Annotated in this window: 14 protein-coding genes; 5 read left to right on the top strand and 9 right to left on the bottom strand. The window is 36.5% G+C overall.

All coding sequences use genetic code 11. The annotated features are described in order from the left end of the window. Position 1 precedes the first annotated feature (1 nt). The 3 genes from acpS to IV57_RS10950 all read right to left on the bottom strand — a co-directional run bounded on the left by acpS (position 2) and on the right by IV57_RS10950 (position 3,838). A complete protein-coding gene (gene acpS, locus IV57_RS10960) occupies positions 2 to 361 on the bottom strand; it encodes a holo-ACP synthase (protein WP_057881565.1) in 360 nt (119 codons plus the stop codon). A gap of 467 nt (positions 362 to 828) precedes the next feature. Beyond that, entirely contained in the window at positions 829 to 2,391 is a 1,563-nt protein-coding gene (cshA, locus tag IV57_RS10955) for a degradosome RNA helicase CshA (RefSeq protein WP_057881564.1), read from the bottom strand. An 82-nt stretch (positions 2,392 to 2,473) separates the two neighbouring features. After that, on the bottom strand, positions 2,474 to 3,838 hold the full coding sequence (locus IV57_RS10950; protein ID WP_057881563.1) for a UDP-N-acetylmuramoyl-tripeptide--D-alanyl-D-alanine ligase: 1,365 nt from the start codon (positions 3,836 to 3,838) through the stop codon (positions 2,474 to 2,476). 90 nt (positions 3,839 to 3,928) lie between these two features. Between IV57_RS10950 and IV57_RS10945 the strand changes: the two genes are divergently transcribed. Continuing rightward, positions 3,929 to 5,155 carry a multidrug efflux MFS transporter gene (locus tag IV57_RS10945; protein WP_057881581.1) on the top strand — a complete coding sequence of 409 codons (1,227 nt, stop codon included), beginning with the start codon at positions 3,929 to 3,931 and terminating at the stop codon, positions 5,153 to 5,155. A gap of 26 nt (positions 5,156 to 5,181) precedes the next feature. Here the strand turns inward: IV57_RS10945 and IV57_RS10940 are convergent, their stop codons facing one another. The 6 genes from IV57_RS10940 to IV57_RS10915 form a co-directional block, all read right to left on the bottom strand. Beyond that, positions 5,182 to 5,430, bottom strand: a complete 249-nt coding sequence (locus tag IV57_RS10940) for a type B 50S ribosomal protein L31 (protein ID WP_057881562.1) — start codon at positions 5,428 to 5,430, stop codon at positions 5,182 to 5,184. 101 nt (positions 5,431 to 5,531) lie between these two features. Continuing rightward, complete coding sequence (abc-f, locus tag IV57_RS10935; protein WP_057881561.1) at positions 5,532 to 7,028, bottom strand: ribosomal protection-like ABC-F family protein; 1,497 nt, start codon at positions 7,026 to 7,028, stop codon at positions 5,532 to 5,534. Positions 7,029 to 7,267: 239 nt separating this feature from the next. Next, positions 7,268 to 8,548: a UDP-N-acetylglucosamine 1-carboxyvinyltransferase gene (locus tag IV57_RS10930; RefSeq protein ID WP_057881560.1), complete on the bottom strand. Its 1,281-nt coding sequence runs from the start codon at positions 8,546 to 8,548 to the stop codon at positions 7,268 to 7,270. 40 nt (positions 8,549 to 8,588) lie between these two features. After that, on the bottom strand, positions 8,589 to 10,202 hold the full coding sequence (locus tag IV57_RS10925; RefSeq protein WP_057881559.1) for a CTP synthase: 1,614 nt from the start codon (positions 10,200 to 10,202) through the stop codon (positions 8,589 to 8,591). Positions 10,203 to 10,367: 165 nt separating this feature from the next. Beyond that, complete coding sequence (gene rpoE / locus IV57_RS10920; protein WP_057881558.1) at positions 10,368 to 11,033, bottom strand: DNA-directed RNA polymerase subunit delta; 666 nt, start codon at positions 11,031 to 11,033, stop codon at positions 10,368 to 10,370. Positions 11,034 to 11,079: 46 nt separating this feature from the next. Continuing rightward, on the bottom strand, positions 11,080 to 11,520 hold the full coding sequence (locus tag IV57_RS10915; RefSeq protein ID WP_057881557.1) for a YwiB family protein: 441 nt from the start codon (positions 11,518 to 11,520) through the stop codon (positions 11,080 to 11,082). A 55-nt stretch (positions 11,521 to 11,575) separates the two neighbouring features. Between IV57_RS10915 and IV57_RS10910 the strand changes: the two genes are divergently transcribed. The 4 genes from IV57_RS10910 (at position 11,576) to mscL (ending at position 16,213) form a co-directional block, all read left to right on the top strand. Beyond that, positions 11,576 to 12,391, top strand: coding sequence for a lipoate--protein ligase family protein (locus IV57_RS10910; protein ID WP_057881556.1), 816 nt, complete (start codon positions 11,576 to 11,578; stop codon positions 12,389 to 12,391). Beyond that, positions 12,391 to 13,731, top strand: coding sequence for an HD domain-containing protein (locus IV57_RS10905; protein WP_057881555.1), 1,341 nt, complete (start codon positions 12,391 to 12,393; stop codon positions 13,729 to 13,731). The genes IV57_RS10910 and IV57_RS10905 overlap by 1 nt, the downstream gene beginning before the upstream one ends. Positions 13,732 to 13,862: 131 nt before the next feature. Beyond that, positions 13,863 to 15,563 (top strand): glycerol-3-phosphate dehydrogenase/oxidase, encoded by a 1,701-nt coding sequence (locus IV57_RS10900; protein ID WP_057881554.1) that lies wholly within the window; start codon positions 13,863 to 13,865, stop codon positions 15,561 to 15,563. A 242-nt stretch (positions 15,564 to 15,805) separates the two neighbouring features. Continuing rightward, on the top strand, positions 15,806 to 16,213 hold the full coding sequence (gene mscL, locus IV57_RS10895; protein WP_057881553.1) for a large conductance mechanosensitive channel protein MscL: 408 nt from the start codon (positions 15,806 to 15,808) through the stop codon (positions 16,211 to 16,213). Positions 16,214 to 16,275: the final 62 nt, after the last annotated feature.

The raw sequence follows: 16,275 nt of genomic DNA, 5'->3' as shown, positions 1-16,275 counted from the left end.
TTTAATCTACCTCCTCTAGAATAACCTCAGTTATTACTAGTTCATCTGTATCCGAAATTGATACGTGAATATTGCCTTCAAATATTTCAGTTTTAATATAAGGCTGTCCTGATTTATGGTTTAACACACTTAAATCATGAAAACCAATTCCAACTAAACCAGTTCCCATAGCTTTTGTGAAAGCCTCTTTGACTGAAAAACGACCAGTTAAGTATGTCATCTTGGCCTTTTCGGTATTCAGAGAGTTAAAAACTTCAATCTCATCAGCATTCAAAATTTTTTCTAAGAAACGAGGATGACGACCATAAATTGCCCGAACTCGGTCAATCTCCGCAATATCTATACCCAATCCTTTGATCATATATTCCTTCTCACAATCTATTTTTTTAGAAAAACTAAAAACAAAACAAACTGTCTATCTGTATAGTCCAAGCCTAAATAATAGCATTTTGATTATACTTTACAAGTCCATTTCATTTTCCTAAAGCAACTTTCCAAAACGCCAACTGTTTTTTATTATGTTTAATTCTTAAGACAAGGTTCACTGCCGTCTTCCGTAAAAATTCAAAAGATTCTAGTTCAAAAACAAAGACTTTAATAGATTTAACATTCTATAAATTAAAGCCAATAGCGAAATTTTACTTATTCGGCGTATCTTACCGGATTAGTTAAAGACCAAACTATATTCCAGCTAATTTTTTATCTCTTGTGAAGAATGGCATCCTTAAAATAACCAAAATCATTTATACAACCTTATTTTACTGTATAAAAAAAGACAAAGTAAAATTATTTACCTTGTCTTAATTAAAATCATTATTTTTTAAACGATTATTTTTCTAGATTTGTTCTGATCTTGAATGACTTCTTGCTACGACCATTACGTTTGTTGTCATGTTCGCGGCGTTTGCCACCTTTTTCATCATGGTTACGGCTATGTCCGCCATCACGACCATGACCACCATCACTATGTCTATTACCACCGCCACGGTGATCTCCACCACCACGATGTCCGCCGCCATTAAACTTACCACGACGACCGTGACCTGAACGACTTTGACTAACTTTTCTTGAAGGAAGTGGTCTTTCAGGAGCAATTTTAACAGGAACACTTTGAGCATCCTTGATGGCATCGCTTAAGAAAATACGAGCGATGTCTTCAGCTGAGTACTCTGAAAGTAATTCTTGAACAGCTGAATCAAAACGATCCAGGTGCTTGTCATGTTCCAAAGTATCCTTGATATCTTGTTTAACAGATTCAAGTTGACCTTTAAGAACATCATTGTCAGTTGGTGGAGCCAATGGATCCATACGCTTTTTAGTTAGGTTTTCAATTGTACGTAAGTAACCCATTTCGTTTGGTGTAACGAAAGTTACTGATGTACCAGAATGTCCGGCACGACCGGTACGGCCAATACGGTGAACATAACTGTCAGGATCTTGAGGAATATCATAGTTATAAACATGTGATACACCAGAAATATCCAAACCACGGGCAGCAACATCAGTTGCCACAAGGAACTCTAACTTACCAGCTTTAAACTTACGTAAAACACTAGTACGTTTGTCTTGTGATAAATCACCATGAATACCTTCGGCATTGTAACCACGGGCTTGTAAACCACGTGTTAATTCATCAACACGACGCTTTGTACGACCAAAGATCAAAGCAAGATCTGGTGATTGAACATCGAAGAGACGTGTCATCAAATCAAACTTTTCAAATTCTCTAGCCTTTACATAATATTGTGTAATATTGTCAGCAGTTAATTCTTTTGACTTAATTTGCACAACCTTAGGATCCGTCATGAATTTATCAGCAATCTTCATGATTGGTTTAGGCATTGTTGCAGAGAACAACAATGTTTGGTGTTGGTTAGGAACATTTGAAAGAATACTTTCAATGTCCTCAACAAATCCCATATCCAACATTTCGTCAGCTTCATCAAGTACAACGGTTTTAACGTTGTGCAACTTCAAGGTGTGACGGTTGATATGGTCAAGCATTCTACCTGGAGTACCAACAATAACTTGTGGGTGACTCTTCAAAGCACGGATCTGTCTTCTAATATCTGATCCACCATAAACACTTTGAACTTTAACCTTCTTCTTACTACCTAAACGGAATAATTCTTCCTGTGTTTGGATAGCTAGTTCTCTAGTTGGTGAGATAATCAATGCTTGGATCTCGCTTGATTGAGTATCAACGGCATTTAGCAATGGTAAGCCAAAGGCTGCCGTCTTACCTGTACCAGTTTGAGCTTGTCCGATGACGTCATCACCATTCAAAACTAGTGGAATAGTTTGAGCTTGAATAGGTGTAGTTTCTTCAAAACCGGCTTCGTCTACGGCACTCAATAATCTGGGATCTAAATCTAATTCTTTAAATTTCACAAATGTCCTCCATTTTTAAACACGATAAAATAACAATTTGACTACTTTACCACGTTTTATGCACAAACTCAAATGACAACTTCTAAATTAACTCATGTAAAACGTTTTCTAAGTGTATTCCATGACTTGCCTTTAACAAGATGGTGTCATTTGGTTTTAATTCTGTTTCTAAATCTTTGGTCAAATCAGTTAGTTGATCTTTTCCATACCAAAGTAGGTCAGCTGAATTATACTTATCGCTAAGTTTGTCACGCAAATATTTCATATAATCGCCAACAAGATAGACCTTTGCAAAATTTTCTGCATTAATATGTGTTGCTAAAGATTCATGTAATTTCTCGGAAGCATCACCAAGTTCTAACATGTCCCCTAACACAATTATTTTTCGACCATCAGTTTTGATGGCTTTTAAACTATGCAAAACTTCAATGGCTGCAGTCGGATTAGAGTTATAGACATCACTCAAAATATCGGCACCATTTTTTGCCTTGATCCATTCTGTTCTGTTTTCCGTTACAAATAATTCACCCAAAGCTTTTTGCATAGCTTCTGGTTTAATATGAGAAATTTGACCAACTAATATGGCTGCCAGAGCATTATTAACGTTATACTCACCCATCATTGGAATCTCAAATTTGAGATCTGGCCATAGGTTAGTGGTAAAACTGGTAGTTGTCTTTCCCGCTTCGATACTAGTTGCATATAAATCATTACTGTCCTGGTTGCCAAAAGTTTTTTGATTCTGTTCAACTTTTTTAGCACGTTCCAATAGTAATGGTTCGTCGCCATTGTAGATAAATGAACCATCTTCTTGAAGATGATTCGTGATTTCCATTTTGGCATCGGCAATTTTGTCTCTGGTACCAAAGAATTCAATGTGGGCTTCACCAATCATTGTAATAACAGAAATATCGGGATTAGCTATAGTACTCAAATGATCGATCTGACCGGGTCGATCCATCCCCATTTCCACAACCAACACTTCTGTATTAGTTGGCATATTCAAAATTGTAAAAGGCACACCAATTTCATTATTAAAATTCTGTGGTGTTTTAGCAACATTATTGCTTACACTGAGAACCTTAGCAATCATATCTTTGGTAGTAGTTTTTCCGTTGCTGCCAGTTACGGCTACAACTTTAGGATTAACTTTATTCAAATAATACTTGGCTAATGTTTCAAACGCGTTCGAAACATTCTTAACGACAACATACGAGATCTTGTCATTAGGAATATCATGATCACTTTGCCAAATTGTCGCGCTCACTCCATTATCAATGGCACTGTTGATAAATTCATGTCCATCACGATCCCCTTGTAATGGAAAAAATAAATCACCCTTTTTAGCCTTGCGACTATCGAAGCAAACTCCTGTTATTTCAACATCCGCAATTTCATCACTTTGGATTTTCAGTGCAGAGTAAACTTCCCTTAACTTCATTTTCATGAATAAACTTCCTCAATTTTAAAAAATTAATTTTATAAGATATAAATAAAAAAAGAGTATACTATGATACTTAGAAAGGATTTGATGTATATGACATCTAGTACAGATGATAGTTCTGAGCCGAATAATTACTGGAAACGAAATCTAGTTGTTCTTTGGTTCAGTACCTTTGTATCAGGTATAGGCTTTAGTATGATAACACCCTTTATGCCATTATACATTAACCAGTTAGGTAATTTCACAAAAAGTCAGTTAGTCATTTGGAATGGTCTCGCCTTTTCATCAACATTTCTTGTCATGGCGATCATCTCCCCCATTTGGGGCAAGATAGCTGACCGTCGCGGCCGTAAATTAATGCTGATTCGGGCATCACTCGGTATGGCGATAGTTATTTTTCTTCAGGCCTTCGTAACTGCCCCTTGGCAATTAGTCGTGTTGAGACTCCTTCAAGGTGTCTTCTCGGGATTCGTTAGTAATTCTAACACTTTAATTGCCTCCACAGCGCCTAGATCTGAAAGTGGAAAAGCTTTGGGTACTTTAAATACCGGTGTTATCTCCGGTACTTTACTAGGACCACTGGTTGGTGGTGTTATTGCACAGTATTTTGGTTATCGAATTCCTTTTATGATAACCGGTTCATTACTATTTACAGCCTTTATTCTCGTAACGATTTTTATTAAGGAAGATTTTAAACCAATTCCTAAGGGTGAAGAGGAATCAACCAAAGAAATCTTTCATAAACTTAAAAACCCAAATTTGATTTTAGCGATGTTTGTAACCACAATGATTATCCAAGCTTCCAACAACTCGATCAATCCCATTATTAGTTTGTACGTTAAACAATTAATGCATGGTTCTGGTCAAGTAACTTTGATTGCTGGGGTTGTCGCGGCGATGCCTGGGATTGCCAATATTATTGCCGCTCCAAGATTTGGGGCCTTAGGTGATAAAATTGGTACCGGCAAAATTTTGATTGGTGGTTTGATTTTCGCCGTGTTGGTCTATATTCCCCAAGCTTTCGTGACTAACGTCTGGCAATTAGCTGCTTTAAGATTTCTCGTTGGAATCTCTGATGCTTGTCTAGTACCACAAGTTCAGACGATTCTGGCTAAATATACTGACCCTAAATATACTGGTCGGATCTTCGGATACAACCAGTCCTTCCAGTCAGTCGGTAATGTCTGTGGTCCATTGTTAGGTTCATCAATTTCTGGTGTCCTCAGCTACTCTGCCGTTTTCTTGAGTACTAGTGGTTTGGCCCTGATCAATTTCATTTGGGTATCATCACATTTAAAATCAAAAAAAGCAAAAAAATAAGCCATCCGTAAGGATGACTTTTTTTGTTACTTGTTTGACATACCGTATTTCTTGTTGAAACGATCGATACGACCATCTGCTTGAGCAAACTTTTGTTTACCAGTGTAGAATGGGTGTGAATCTGATGTAATTTCAACACGGATCAATGGGTAATCTTTACCTTCAAAATCAACTGTTTCTTTTGATTCGATTGTTGAACCGGCTAAGAATTTCTTACCTGTTGATGAATCCATAAATACAACTTGGTGATAATCTGGGTGAATTCCTTGTTTCATATTAAATGTGCTCCTTTTGCCATAAATCCTTACCGGAAATATAGATTATATTATTAACAGTATTTAATACTATCATTATAAAGGCAAATTTTCAATACCTTCTAATAATGTAGTTTGACTTTTTGAGTTGAAACTTCATCAATTAAATCTTGATCATGATCGATCAACAGCATCGTTGGATGCTGTTTTTTAATAGCTGAAATTATTTGTTGTCTAGTAATAACATCCAAGTAGTTTAGCGGTTCATCCCAAAAATAAAGATTGGCTTTTTCTGACAAACTCAGAGCTAACGCTACTTTTCGACGTTGTCCTTGACTCATATTTTCGACTGGTTGGTTAAAAAGATAACGTTCAAAGCCTAATTTACGTAAATTTGAATAAACCATTTCTGGTTCAATTTTTTTGTCCACAGCCAAAGCCTTGATCTCACCAGTCAATTCATTATCCTGACGTAAATAAGATATCTTTAAATTATTGGCGACTTTGATATCACCAATCTGTTCAAATGGTTGTGGTACTCCTAAAATTTGTTTAAAAATCGTTGTTTTACCAATTCCATTTTGACCAATTACCGCTAAAACTTGATTCTTTTTTACTTTAAAATTGACCACTGGTGTCGTAATTGTTTCATGTCTGAGAGATAAATTATCTACTTGTACAAAAATATCTGGATGTGATAACTCTTCGTAATTTAAAGTAATTGGCTCTTCAATTTCAATATTCTTTAATAAGCTTTGTTTTTCGTTGATGGCTGAATCGACCCTTTTTTCAGCTGTTTTAGCCTTTTTCATCATTTTAGCCGACTTATGGCTGATGAATCCTTTATCCAAATTGACACTTTCACCATAGCGATTTTTATTCTTTTGAGCTTCAGCCGAATTGGACCAGTTCTCTCGCTTAACGGCGGTTTCATGCAACCGATGAATGTCTTTTTTTAATTGTTCCTTTTCATTTTGTTCTGAGTTATCTTGCCGATTTTTATTATCTTGCCAAGTATCAAAGTTCCCTTTGTACACATCCACATCAGCCCGATTAATTGAAATAACATGATCGATCACTGGATTCAAGAAATTTTTATCATGACTAATGACGATAAAACCTTTTTTACTTTTCAAATAATCTGAAACGATTTTTCGTCCCTCAATATCCAAATGATTGGTTGGTTCATCAATCAATTGAAAACCTGACTCATCAATAAACAATATTGCTAATAACACTTTGGTCCGTTCGCCAGGACTCAACGTCGAAAATTCTTGTTGTAAAACTCCTGAATCAACTTTTAATTTGTCCAATTCAATTTCAATCTTCCACAGATCATACTCTTCCAAATGTGTTAAATTTTTGACTACCTCAATTGTTGGTACATTTTTATCAACAACCGCCTGTGGATAATAATAAAAATTCAAATTTGACACTACCTGGCCTTGATAATCTAATTGTCCTAGCAATAATTTCATCAAAGTAGTTTTACCACGGCCATTACGACCAATCAAACCTAATTTCCATGATTCGTCGATCTTTAAATTCAAAGAATCAAATAAGTTATCCACCATCTGATCATATCTAAAACTAACATTTTCTATTTGTATTGTTCCCATTTAAAAACACCCTCATTCAGGTGCAGGTTGATTGGCTAATAAATTTTACACAAAAAAAGAACGCTAAACAGCGTCCTTAATTATTTTTAAGGAGACACTGTTGGGAAAATAAGCCAAATCAAACTACACACAATATTTAATATATTTGCATAATTTATAATTTGAACTTAATTTCTCAACGGCGCACTTCCTCTCTTGTATTAATCTATAAATTAATTTATCAGGTTAAATCATTTCTGTCAAGACTCCACTAAGTCATCTTCACCAATCAATTTAACGTCAGCATTCAAACAATGTAACTTCCAAACAACTTGATCATAGCCCCGGAGAATATTTTCTGCATGATCAATCACTGTTTGTCCATCGGCTAAAAGTCCCGCAATCATCAAACATGCACCAGCTCTAATTTCATCTGCCGAAACATCAGCACCCTTCAACTGGGCTCCTCCGTGAACGAAGATCAAATCATTTTCACTAGTGATATCGGCACCCATTTTATTCAATTGTGAAATATGCTTCACACGCTTGGGATAAATGGTATCAACAACCATCGCCTCACCACTTGCCATCATTAATAACGGTGTGATCGGCTGTTGCAGATCAGTTGCAAAACCTGGATAAGGCATGGTTTTAATATTAACAGCTTTTAACTTAGGTGATGGTTTAACATAAATACTGTCTTCACCAACTTCCAAATTAACACCCATCTCATCGAGTTTAGCTAAGAAAGCATCCAAATGTTCACTGATAATATTTTTTACCAAAATATCACCACCGTTGGCTGCAGCCAAACTTAAATAAGTTCCAGCTTCAATTCGGTCAGGAATAATTGTATGAGCATTATTTGAGCGAAGGGTCTCAACACCTTCAATACGAATTGTTTCAGTCCCAACTCCACGGATGACAGCACCCATATTGTTCAAGAATGTTGCCAAATCAATAATTTCTGGTTCTTTGGCAGCATTTTCAATCACTGTGGTCCCTTTTGCTTTAACAGCAGCCAAGATAACGTTGATTGTTGCACCAACCGAAACCATATCTAAAAAGATTTTAGCTCCCTTGAGGCCTTCTTCAGGAGTTGTAATAATGATTTGCCCGTGTTTGTTCTCAACGTGTGCACCTAATGCTTCGAAGCCCTTGATATGTTGATCAATCGGACGTGGTCCAATATCATCACCGCCGGGGAAACCGACTACGGCCTTACCGAATCGTCCCAGCATAGCACCCATAAAATAATATGAGGCTCGTAAACTGCTTACCTTACCACTTGGTAATTCAGCAAAATGGATTTGCGTCGGATCAATGCGTAATACATCATTATTCATTTCTGAAGTAACGTTCATATCTTTCAAAATAGAACGTAAATTTTTTACATCTCTAATTTGGGGAACAGAATCTAACACTACAGGTGTATCAGACAAAATGGCTGCAGGAATTAAAGCTACGGTACTGTTTTTAGCACCACCGATTGTCACTTCACCTGATAATTTCTTTCCACCGTTGATTACAAGTTTTTGCATAAGCTTTTTCCTAACTATATTTAACTACTTCAAAAGGCGATTATAGGCTAACGTCTTCAAGGCCTGAAGCTGCACCGATGAATCCCTTGAACAAGCCCTCTGGTTTAGTAGGCCTTGATAGGAATTCAGGATGATATTGCGCAGCAACGAAGAACTTGTTCTTAGGAAGTTCAATAACTTCAACCAAGTGATTGTCTGGTGAAACACCTGAGAATACTAGGCCAAGATCTTCAAATTGTTTACGATATTCATTGTTGAATTCGAATCTGTGACGATGTCTTTCTTGGATAACTGATTGGTTGTCATAAGATGCAGCAGCAACTGAACCTTCTTTAAGCTTACATGGATATGCACCCAAACGTAAAGTACCGCCAAGGTCTTCAATATCTTTTTTGTCAGCCATGATATCAATGATCTTATGAGGAGCATTTTCATCAACTTCACCAGTTGTAGCATCTTTGATACCAGCAACGTTTCTAGCAAATTCAATACTTGCCATTTGCATACCTAAACAGATTCCAAGATATGGAACATCATGTTCACGGGCATACTTAACAGTTGTGATCATACCTTCAAGCCCACGATCACCAAAACCACCAGGTACTAGAATACCATCTGAATCTTTAAGATAATCAGCAACGTTATCTTCTGTAATAAGATCAGCTGAAATCTTTTCTAGTTCTATCTCTGTATTATAAGCGTAACCTGCAGCACGTAGGGCTTCTGTTACAGAAATGTAAGCATCTTGTAATTTTGTATACTTACCAACTAGGGTAATCTTTGTTTTATGTTGTAAGTTGTGAACACGGTTTACTAACTTATTCCATTTTTCCATATCAGCTTCTTTGGTATCTAAATGCAAATAATGACAAACAATATCATCGAAGTTTTGAGCTTGTAAGTTCAATGGAACATCATACAATGAGCTAGCATCACGTGATTCGATAACTGCCTCAGAATCAACATCACAGAATGAAGCAATCTTGTCTTTCATACTTTGTGGCATTGGAAGTTCTGTACGAACAACCAAAATGTTAGGTTGGATACCAATTCCACGTAGTTCCTTAACACTGTGTTGTGTTGGTTTAGTCTTCATTTCGCCAGCTGCCTTCAAGTAAGGTACTAGTGATGTATGAATATATACAACATTTTCTGAGCCGACTTCGGCCTTCATTTGACGCAATGCTTCTAGGTATGGTTGTGATTCAATATCACCAACAGTACCACCAATTTCAGTAATAATTACATCTGAATCAGTCGTTGAAGCAGCACGCATAATTTTTTGTTTGATCATATCTGTAATATGTGGAATAACTTGAACAGTTGCACCGTTGTAATCACCATGACGTTCACGACGAATTACTTCGGAATAGATTTTACCAGTTGTAACGTTTGAATATTTGTTCAAATCGTTATCGATAAATCTTTCGTAGTGTCCTAAATCAAGATCAGTTTCTGTACCATCGTTAGTTACATAAACTTCACCGTGTTGATATGGACTCATTGTTCCTGGATCCACATTAATATAAGGATCGAATTTTTGCATTGTCACCTTAAGGCCGCGATTTTTTAATAGTCTACCAAGGGATGCGGCAACAATACCCTTACCTAATGATGAAACGACTCCACCTGTAATAAAAATGTACTTAGTCATAGCTTTCCTCCACATATTAATTCTAGGGATTTCTTACTCGCAAAAATAAAAAAGTCCCCTATTCAACATGAACAGGGAACTTGAAGTTGTCTATCTAATAGAGCCCGAACTATATAATACCGTGATATGTTCGAGTCGTCAAACTTTTAATTCAAAAAGTCAACTTTATTTTTTGTCGTCTTCGTCGTCATCTTCATCGTCGTCGTCAGCATCTTCATCAGAAAGATCGATATCTTCGTCGTCAGTATCATCATCGTCAGCATCAAATTCTGAAAGTTGACCTTCGATACCATCTTCTAGGCTATCATCCTTTTCATCATCGTCGTCATCATCATCGACTGATGTTAAATCAGAATTAGTAAACTTAGATAAGTCAGGACCATTGTCTGATGAACTATCACTGTCATCATCATCGTCGTCCATATCTGATGAACTCAAATCACTGTCGTCATCGTAATCAACAACGTCGTCATCTTCATCATCGTCACTCAAGAAGGCATTAACCTTTTGAGCTGCTTTATGAGTATTTTCAGTACCGTTATCCTCAGGGTGATTTACTTCTTCATCAACTGAATCGTATGGATACCATTTACGTAGTCCCCAAACATTTTCACCAAGTGAAAGAAAACTACCATCGTTGTTCAAATCTGTATAGAATTGAGGAAGTGCTCTCTTAATATCATCATCAGATTTACCCAAGTAGTCTTGAATTTCGTTAACGATGTCAGAAAAATTCATTACTTCTTTTTTATTGTGGCTAAGAATCTCGTAGGCAACCTCAATCAATGAGAGTTCGTCTTTGTTTTGATCCTTGAATTTGTCAAACTTCAAACGTGTACACGTCCTTTCACAGCGTCTTACCTATAATGATATAGGGCTAAGCACTAAAAATCAATCTAAACTTATAATTACCTATTACATTATTGTCGTAAATCAAGTCATAATCAATGTTTATTTTTCCAGAAAGCGGATTACTTACAATTTCGACCTTTGAATCTTTGGTAAACGTATCTAACGGCATAGTACCATATTCAGTCTGTAAGTGCCCATTGTTGTGCTGATGATGGGTAAAATATAATAATGAAGCTAGGTTAGTCGATTGAGCAACACGTTTAACGTGTATTTCACCATCGTCCGTAATTTTAACTAAGATCGAAGCTGAATCATTATTATCCAAACTTTCATTGAATCTTAAATAAATGGCTTTTCCAATCTGAGTATACTTACCCAATTCAGAAATTTTGGTTCTGGTTAACTCTCCAGATTGAAGAGTTTCAATATTTAACTCTACATTTACATCAAAACTATTATTTTTCAATACCTACTGCCTCTACATGATAAAATTATATTAATTAATTAAAAGAAGTGATCAATTGAACAATACTATTATATTATACGACCAAAAAATAAGCTCTAACAAAGATATGCTTGTCCCATTTTCGGACACTGGAGCCATTTTAAAATTTGTTTCGGAAAATCATCAACCAGTGATCCATTTTTGGGTTACCCCGCCGACGGTTATTCTAGGTATGCAAGACAAGCGGCTAAATAACCTTCAATCCGGTTTAGATATGCTATCAGAAAAAGATTACCTTTTCTACCTTCGCAATTCTGGTGGTCTCGGAGTTGTGACTGATGAGGGAATTCTCAACTGCTCACTGTTTCTACCTGATAAGGACAACCTCCAGATCGATGATGCCTACGAAAAAATGTATTCTTTATTAAAACAAGCCTTTTCGGATAAAATTTCAACCGGTGAGATCATCAATTCATACTGTCCTGGAACTTATGATTTAAGTATTAATGGTCAAAAGTTTGCCGGAATTTCCCAAAGAAGAGCTGGTAACGCTGTTGCTATCATGGCTTATATCAGTATCAATGGCAACCAAAAAAAACGTAGTCAGTTGATGCGTGATTTTTATGAAATCAGTAATTTCCCCAAACATCAACGTATTAGTTATCCCGATATTGATCTAGGAGCAATGGAAAATTTGGACAGTTTATTAAATAAGCCCCTATCAACTGCCCAGGCTGAACAAAAAATTATCAATGTTTTAATTGATAATAAATACGAAATAAATCGCGAAGAATTTTTTATTATACAAAATTCACTACCCTATCGAGAAGCCTATAATCATACTCTGACCGATTTAATTAAACGAAATAAAACCCTATTGGAGGAAAAATAATGTCATTTAACATCGAAATGTTACCTAGAGAAAAAGTTTTCCGTGATCCGATCCATAACTATATTCATATTCAACATAAAGTTATTTTGGATCTGATCAACACCAAGGAATTTCAACGACTTCGTCGAGTTAAACAACTTGGTACTTCATCATTTACCTTTCAAGGAGCCGAACATTCTCGTTTCACTCACTGTATGGGTGTCTACGAGATAACTCGTCAAATATGTGACAACTTTCAAAGAAACTATCCCACTAAAACTCCTGGCGATGGACTTTGGAATGATGACGAACGAATCGTAGCTCTCTGTGCAGCCTTACTGCATGATGTTGGTCATGGTGCTTACTCGCATACCTTTGAGCACATCTTTAACACTGACCATGAAATGTGGACTCAAAAAATCATTACATCCCCTGAAACTGAAATTAACCACGTTTTGCGCCAAGTTTCTGCTGATTTCCCTGAAAAAGTAGCTGGTGTTATCGCCCATACTTATCCTAATCCTCAAGTAGTACAAATGATCTCTAGTCAGATTGATGCTGATCGGATGGATTATCTTTTACGTGATGCCTACTTTACTGGTACTAAATACGGAATGTTTGACCTAACTAGAATCCTTCGTGTCATGCGTCCCTATAAAAATGGAATTGCCTTTGACAACGATGGAATGCATGCAGTTGAGGATTACGTTCTTTCACGTTTTCAAATGTATCAACAAGTTTATTTTCACCCCGTTTCTCGAGGGATGGAAGTTGTTCTAACAAAACTATTGCAACGAGCTAAAGACTTATATGAACACAATCACATGAATGATTTTGAAATGCCTAGTTTACTAGTACCCTTCTTCGAAAATAACGTAACCATCAATGATTACTTGCTACTTGATGACGGGATTCTAAATACCTACTTCACCCTTTGGCAAAGCTACCCTGATGAGATTCTCAAAGACTTGTCATACCGCTTCTTGTCACGGAAGCCATTCAAATCTGCCGAATACGATGATCGAACTCAAAAACTTTTACCCGATTTGGCCGATATCGTTGGTAATGTTGGCTTTGATAAAAATTATTACACAGCCACTAATACCAGTTATGACTTACCTTATGATGTTTACAATCCTAATTCTAACAAGAGTCGTACCCAAATTGAGATCATGCAAGATGATGGTTCATTAATAGAACTATCTACTGTCAGCAGCTTAGTCAATGCTTTAACCGGAAAAATTTTAGGTGACGAACGTTTTTACTTCCCTAAATCAATGTTGATCCAACATTCTGATGATATCTTCAGTAACGAATATGATGAATTTCAAGAACATATTCATAATGATAAAATAGTTTAGTTAAAACGCTTTCAACTTCTCTAGTATTTTATTAAAATAGGACTAAGTTATTTTGATAGATTATTGATGCAATTTTCAATCTATGAGATTATGCTTGTTTTGCCAAAATGTATTACATACAGGAGGACAACATGACAGAATTTTCTGATAAAACTAGATCACAAAATATTCGGGCTTTACAAGATCAAGAACTTGATCTTTTAGTTATTGGTGGTGGCATCACTGGTAGCGGAATCGCTCTTGATGCTCAAACTAGAAATATTCAAACTGGTTTGATTGAAATGCGCGACTTTGCTTCTGGAACATCCAGCCGCTCGACCAAACTAGTCCATGGCGGTTTACGCTATTTGAAACAAGCCGCTATCAAGGAGGTCCACGAGGTTGGTAGCGAACGGGCCATTGTTTATAACAACGCTCCTCAAGTGACCACTCCTTTAAAAATGATGTTGCCATTTTATGATGATGGTACCTTTGGTCCCCTTTCAACTGCTATTGGATTAGATGTCTATGATCGTTTAGCTGGAGTTAAAGCTTCCGAACGCAAATATATGTTAAATTCTCATGATGCCGTTGAACGTGAACCCTACCTCAAAGGCGAAAACCTCAAAGGTGCTGGCGTTTACGTTGAATATCGAACTGATGACGCCCGTTTAACTCTGGAGGTTATTAAAAAAGCTAATGAATTGGGAGCGCTAATTGCCAATTATGTTAAAGCCACTGGTTTATTATACGATTCAGATAACAAAATTTGTGGCGTGACTTTCTTAGATACCATTACTGGAAATATTGGAGAAATTCATGCTAAGAAAGTTGTCAACGCCTGTGGACCTTGGGTCGATGATATTAGAAAAATGGATGATTCCAATAAGGGTAAACATCTACACTTAACTAAGGGTGTCCATCTAGTCCTTGACCATGATAAATTCCCAATTTCCAACTCAATTTTCTTCGATACTCCTTTTCACGATGGTCGCATGATGTTTGCAATTCCTCGTGAGGGTAAAACTTACATTGGGACTACCGATACTACTTGGAATGATGATCCTAAAGAACCAAACATCACCGCCACCGATGTGACTTATATTTTAGCAGCCGCTAACCAAATGTTTGATCTTCCTGAATTACTAACACCTACTGACGTTGAAAGTGGCTGGTCCGGTGTCCGTCCCTTAATCCAGGAAGAAGGTAAATCTCCTTCGGAAATCTCTCGTAAGGATGAAATTTTCCAATCTGATTCTGACCTGCTGTCTATTGCAGGTGGCAAATTAACCGGTTACCGCAAAATGGCCGAAAAAATTGTCGACCGAGTTGGCCAGCAGTTAGCTGTTGATACTACTTATGAGTTCCAACCTGCTAATACGAAAAATCAAATCCTCTCTGGTGGAGATGTTGGTGGCGATAATGGTTGGTTGACTTATTTTGACGAAATGGTTCATGAGGGCATCATCAACTATGATCTCGAACGTGACGCTGCTGAAAAATTAGTCCAACGTTATGGTTCAAATGTTAAGCTGGTTTTCGAATTATTACCTGACACTAAAACCAAAGCACGCTTACCACGAATTGATTGGGCCATGCTAAATTACGGTCTAAAGTTTGAAATGGTAGAACACCCCATTGATTATTTACTACGTCGCAGTAGTCAGATGCTATTCGACATTGATCATATGAAATCAGTTAAATCAGCTGTTATTGATTACTTGGCTAAATTCTACGCTTGGGATGATGATACAAAACAAAGTATGACCACTGAAGTTAATGAAAAATTAGCTCTAACTGATTTGAGTGCAATCAAAAAACAATACGCACAGTACACCAAAAAACAATTTTAAAGAATTTGGGACATAACTATTTCTGCTTAAAATAAATAGGCCGTAGTAATCAATGGACGATTACTACGGCCTATTTTCCCCAATGCTCAAGAGCTGACAATGTTATATCCTCCTCATTTTTATTTCACTTCCATTAAAAATTAAATAAATATCAGCAACTACTCTTTAAAATTTTCTAAAATATAGTAAAGTTGGTCTTGTACTTTGAAAAATGTAATATCAATGAAGGAGATTTGGCGAGAATGTTTAAGGAATTCCAAGAATTTATTTCCCGTGGTACTGTTGTTGACTTAGCTGTCGGTGTTATCGTTGGTTCTGCATTTAATAATTTGGTATCAGCGATAACCACTTACCTTTTAAATCCGCTAATTGGACTCATCATTGGACAAATTGATCTATCAGACATGAAGTTTCAAGTTTTAGGAGCTACTTTCCTAATTGGTGATATGGTTAACGCCATTATTAATTTCCTAATTATTATGTTTGTTATCTTCATGATTGTTAGAATGATGAACCGGATGCGCCGTGATGGTTCACGTAGTAAGTTTGATAAATCTGGTGAAGAGATTCCCGATCCACAAACTGAATATTTACAACAAATCCGTGATTTACTAAGATATCAACAAAGAAATCATAACGATAGATACTAATTTTGATTAAAAAGAAGTCTAATTCGATAAATCAGGTTCTTTACCAAGTTCGGTTGTTTGCT

The sequence above is a fragment of the Companilactobacillus kimchiensis genome (genome assembly GCF_001438805.1).
GTDB classification, from domain to species: Bacteria; Bacillota; Bacilli; order Lactobacillales; family Lactobacillaceae; genus Companilactobacillus; species Companilactobacillus kimchiensis.
The sequence above is the reverse complement of the archived record's forward strand: the minus strand, read 5'-3'. Positions and strand labels throughout refer to the sequence as shown.

Excerpts from the sequence above, each read along its gene's own strand:
- acpS (WP_057881565.1), bottom strand. The coding sequence starts at position 361 with ATGATCAAAGGATTGGGTATAGATATTGCGGAGATTGACCGAGTTCGG.
- IV57_RS10950 (WP_057881563.1), bottom strand. The coding sequence starts at position 3,838 with ATGAAAATGAAGTTAAGGGAAGTTTACTCTGCACTGAAAATCCAAAGT.
- IV57_RS10945 (WP_057881581.1), top strand. The coding sequence starts at position 3,929 with ATGACATCTAGTACAGATGATAGTTCTGAGCCGAATAATTACTGGAAA.
- IV57_RS10940 (WP_057881562.1), bottom strand. The coding sequence starts at position 5,430 with ATGAAACAAGGAATTCACCCAGATTATCACCAAGTTGTATTTATGGAT.
- abc-f (WP_057881561.1), bottom strand. The coding sequence starts at position 7,028 with ATGGGAACAATACAAATAGAAAATGTTAGTTTTAGATATGATCAGATG.
- IV57_RS10930 (WP_057881560.1), bottom strand. The coding sequence starts at position 8,548 with ATGCAAAAACTTGTAATCAACGGTGGAAAGAAATTATCAGGTGAAGTG.
- IV57_RS10925 (WP_057881559.1), bottom strand. The coding sequence starts at position 10,202 with ATGACTAAGTACATTTTTATTACAGGTGGAGTCGTTTCATCATTAGGT.
- IV57_RS10905 (WP_057881555.1), top strand. The coding sequence starts at position 12,391 with ATGTCATTTAACATCGAAATGTTACCTAGAGAAAAAGTTTTCCGTGAT.
- IV57_RS10900 (WP_057881554.1), top strand. The coding sequence starts at position 13,863 with ATGACAGAATTTTCTGATAAAACTAGATCACAAAATATTCGGGCTTTA.
- mscL (WP_057881553.1), top strand. The coding sequence starts at position 15,806 with ATGTTTAAGGAATTCCAAGAATTTATTTCCCGTGGTACTGTTGTTGAC.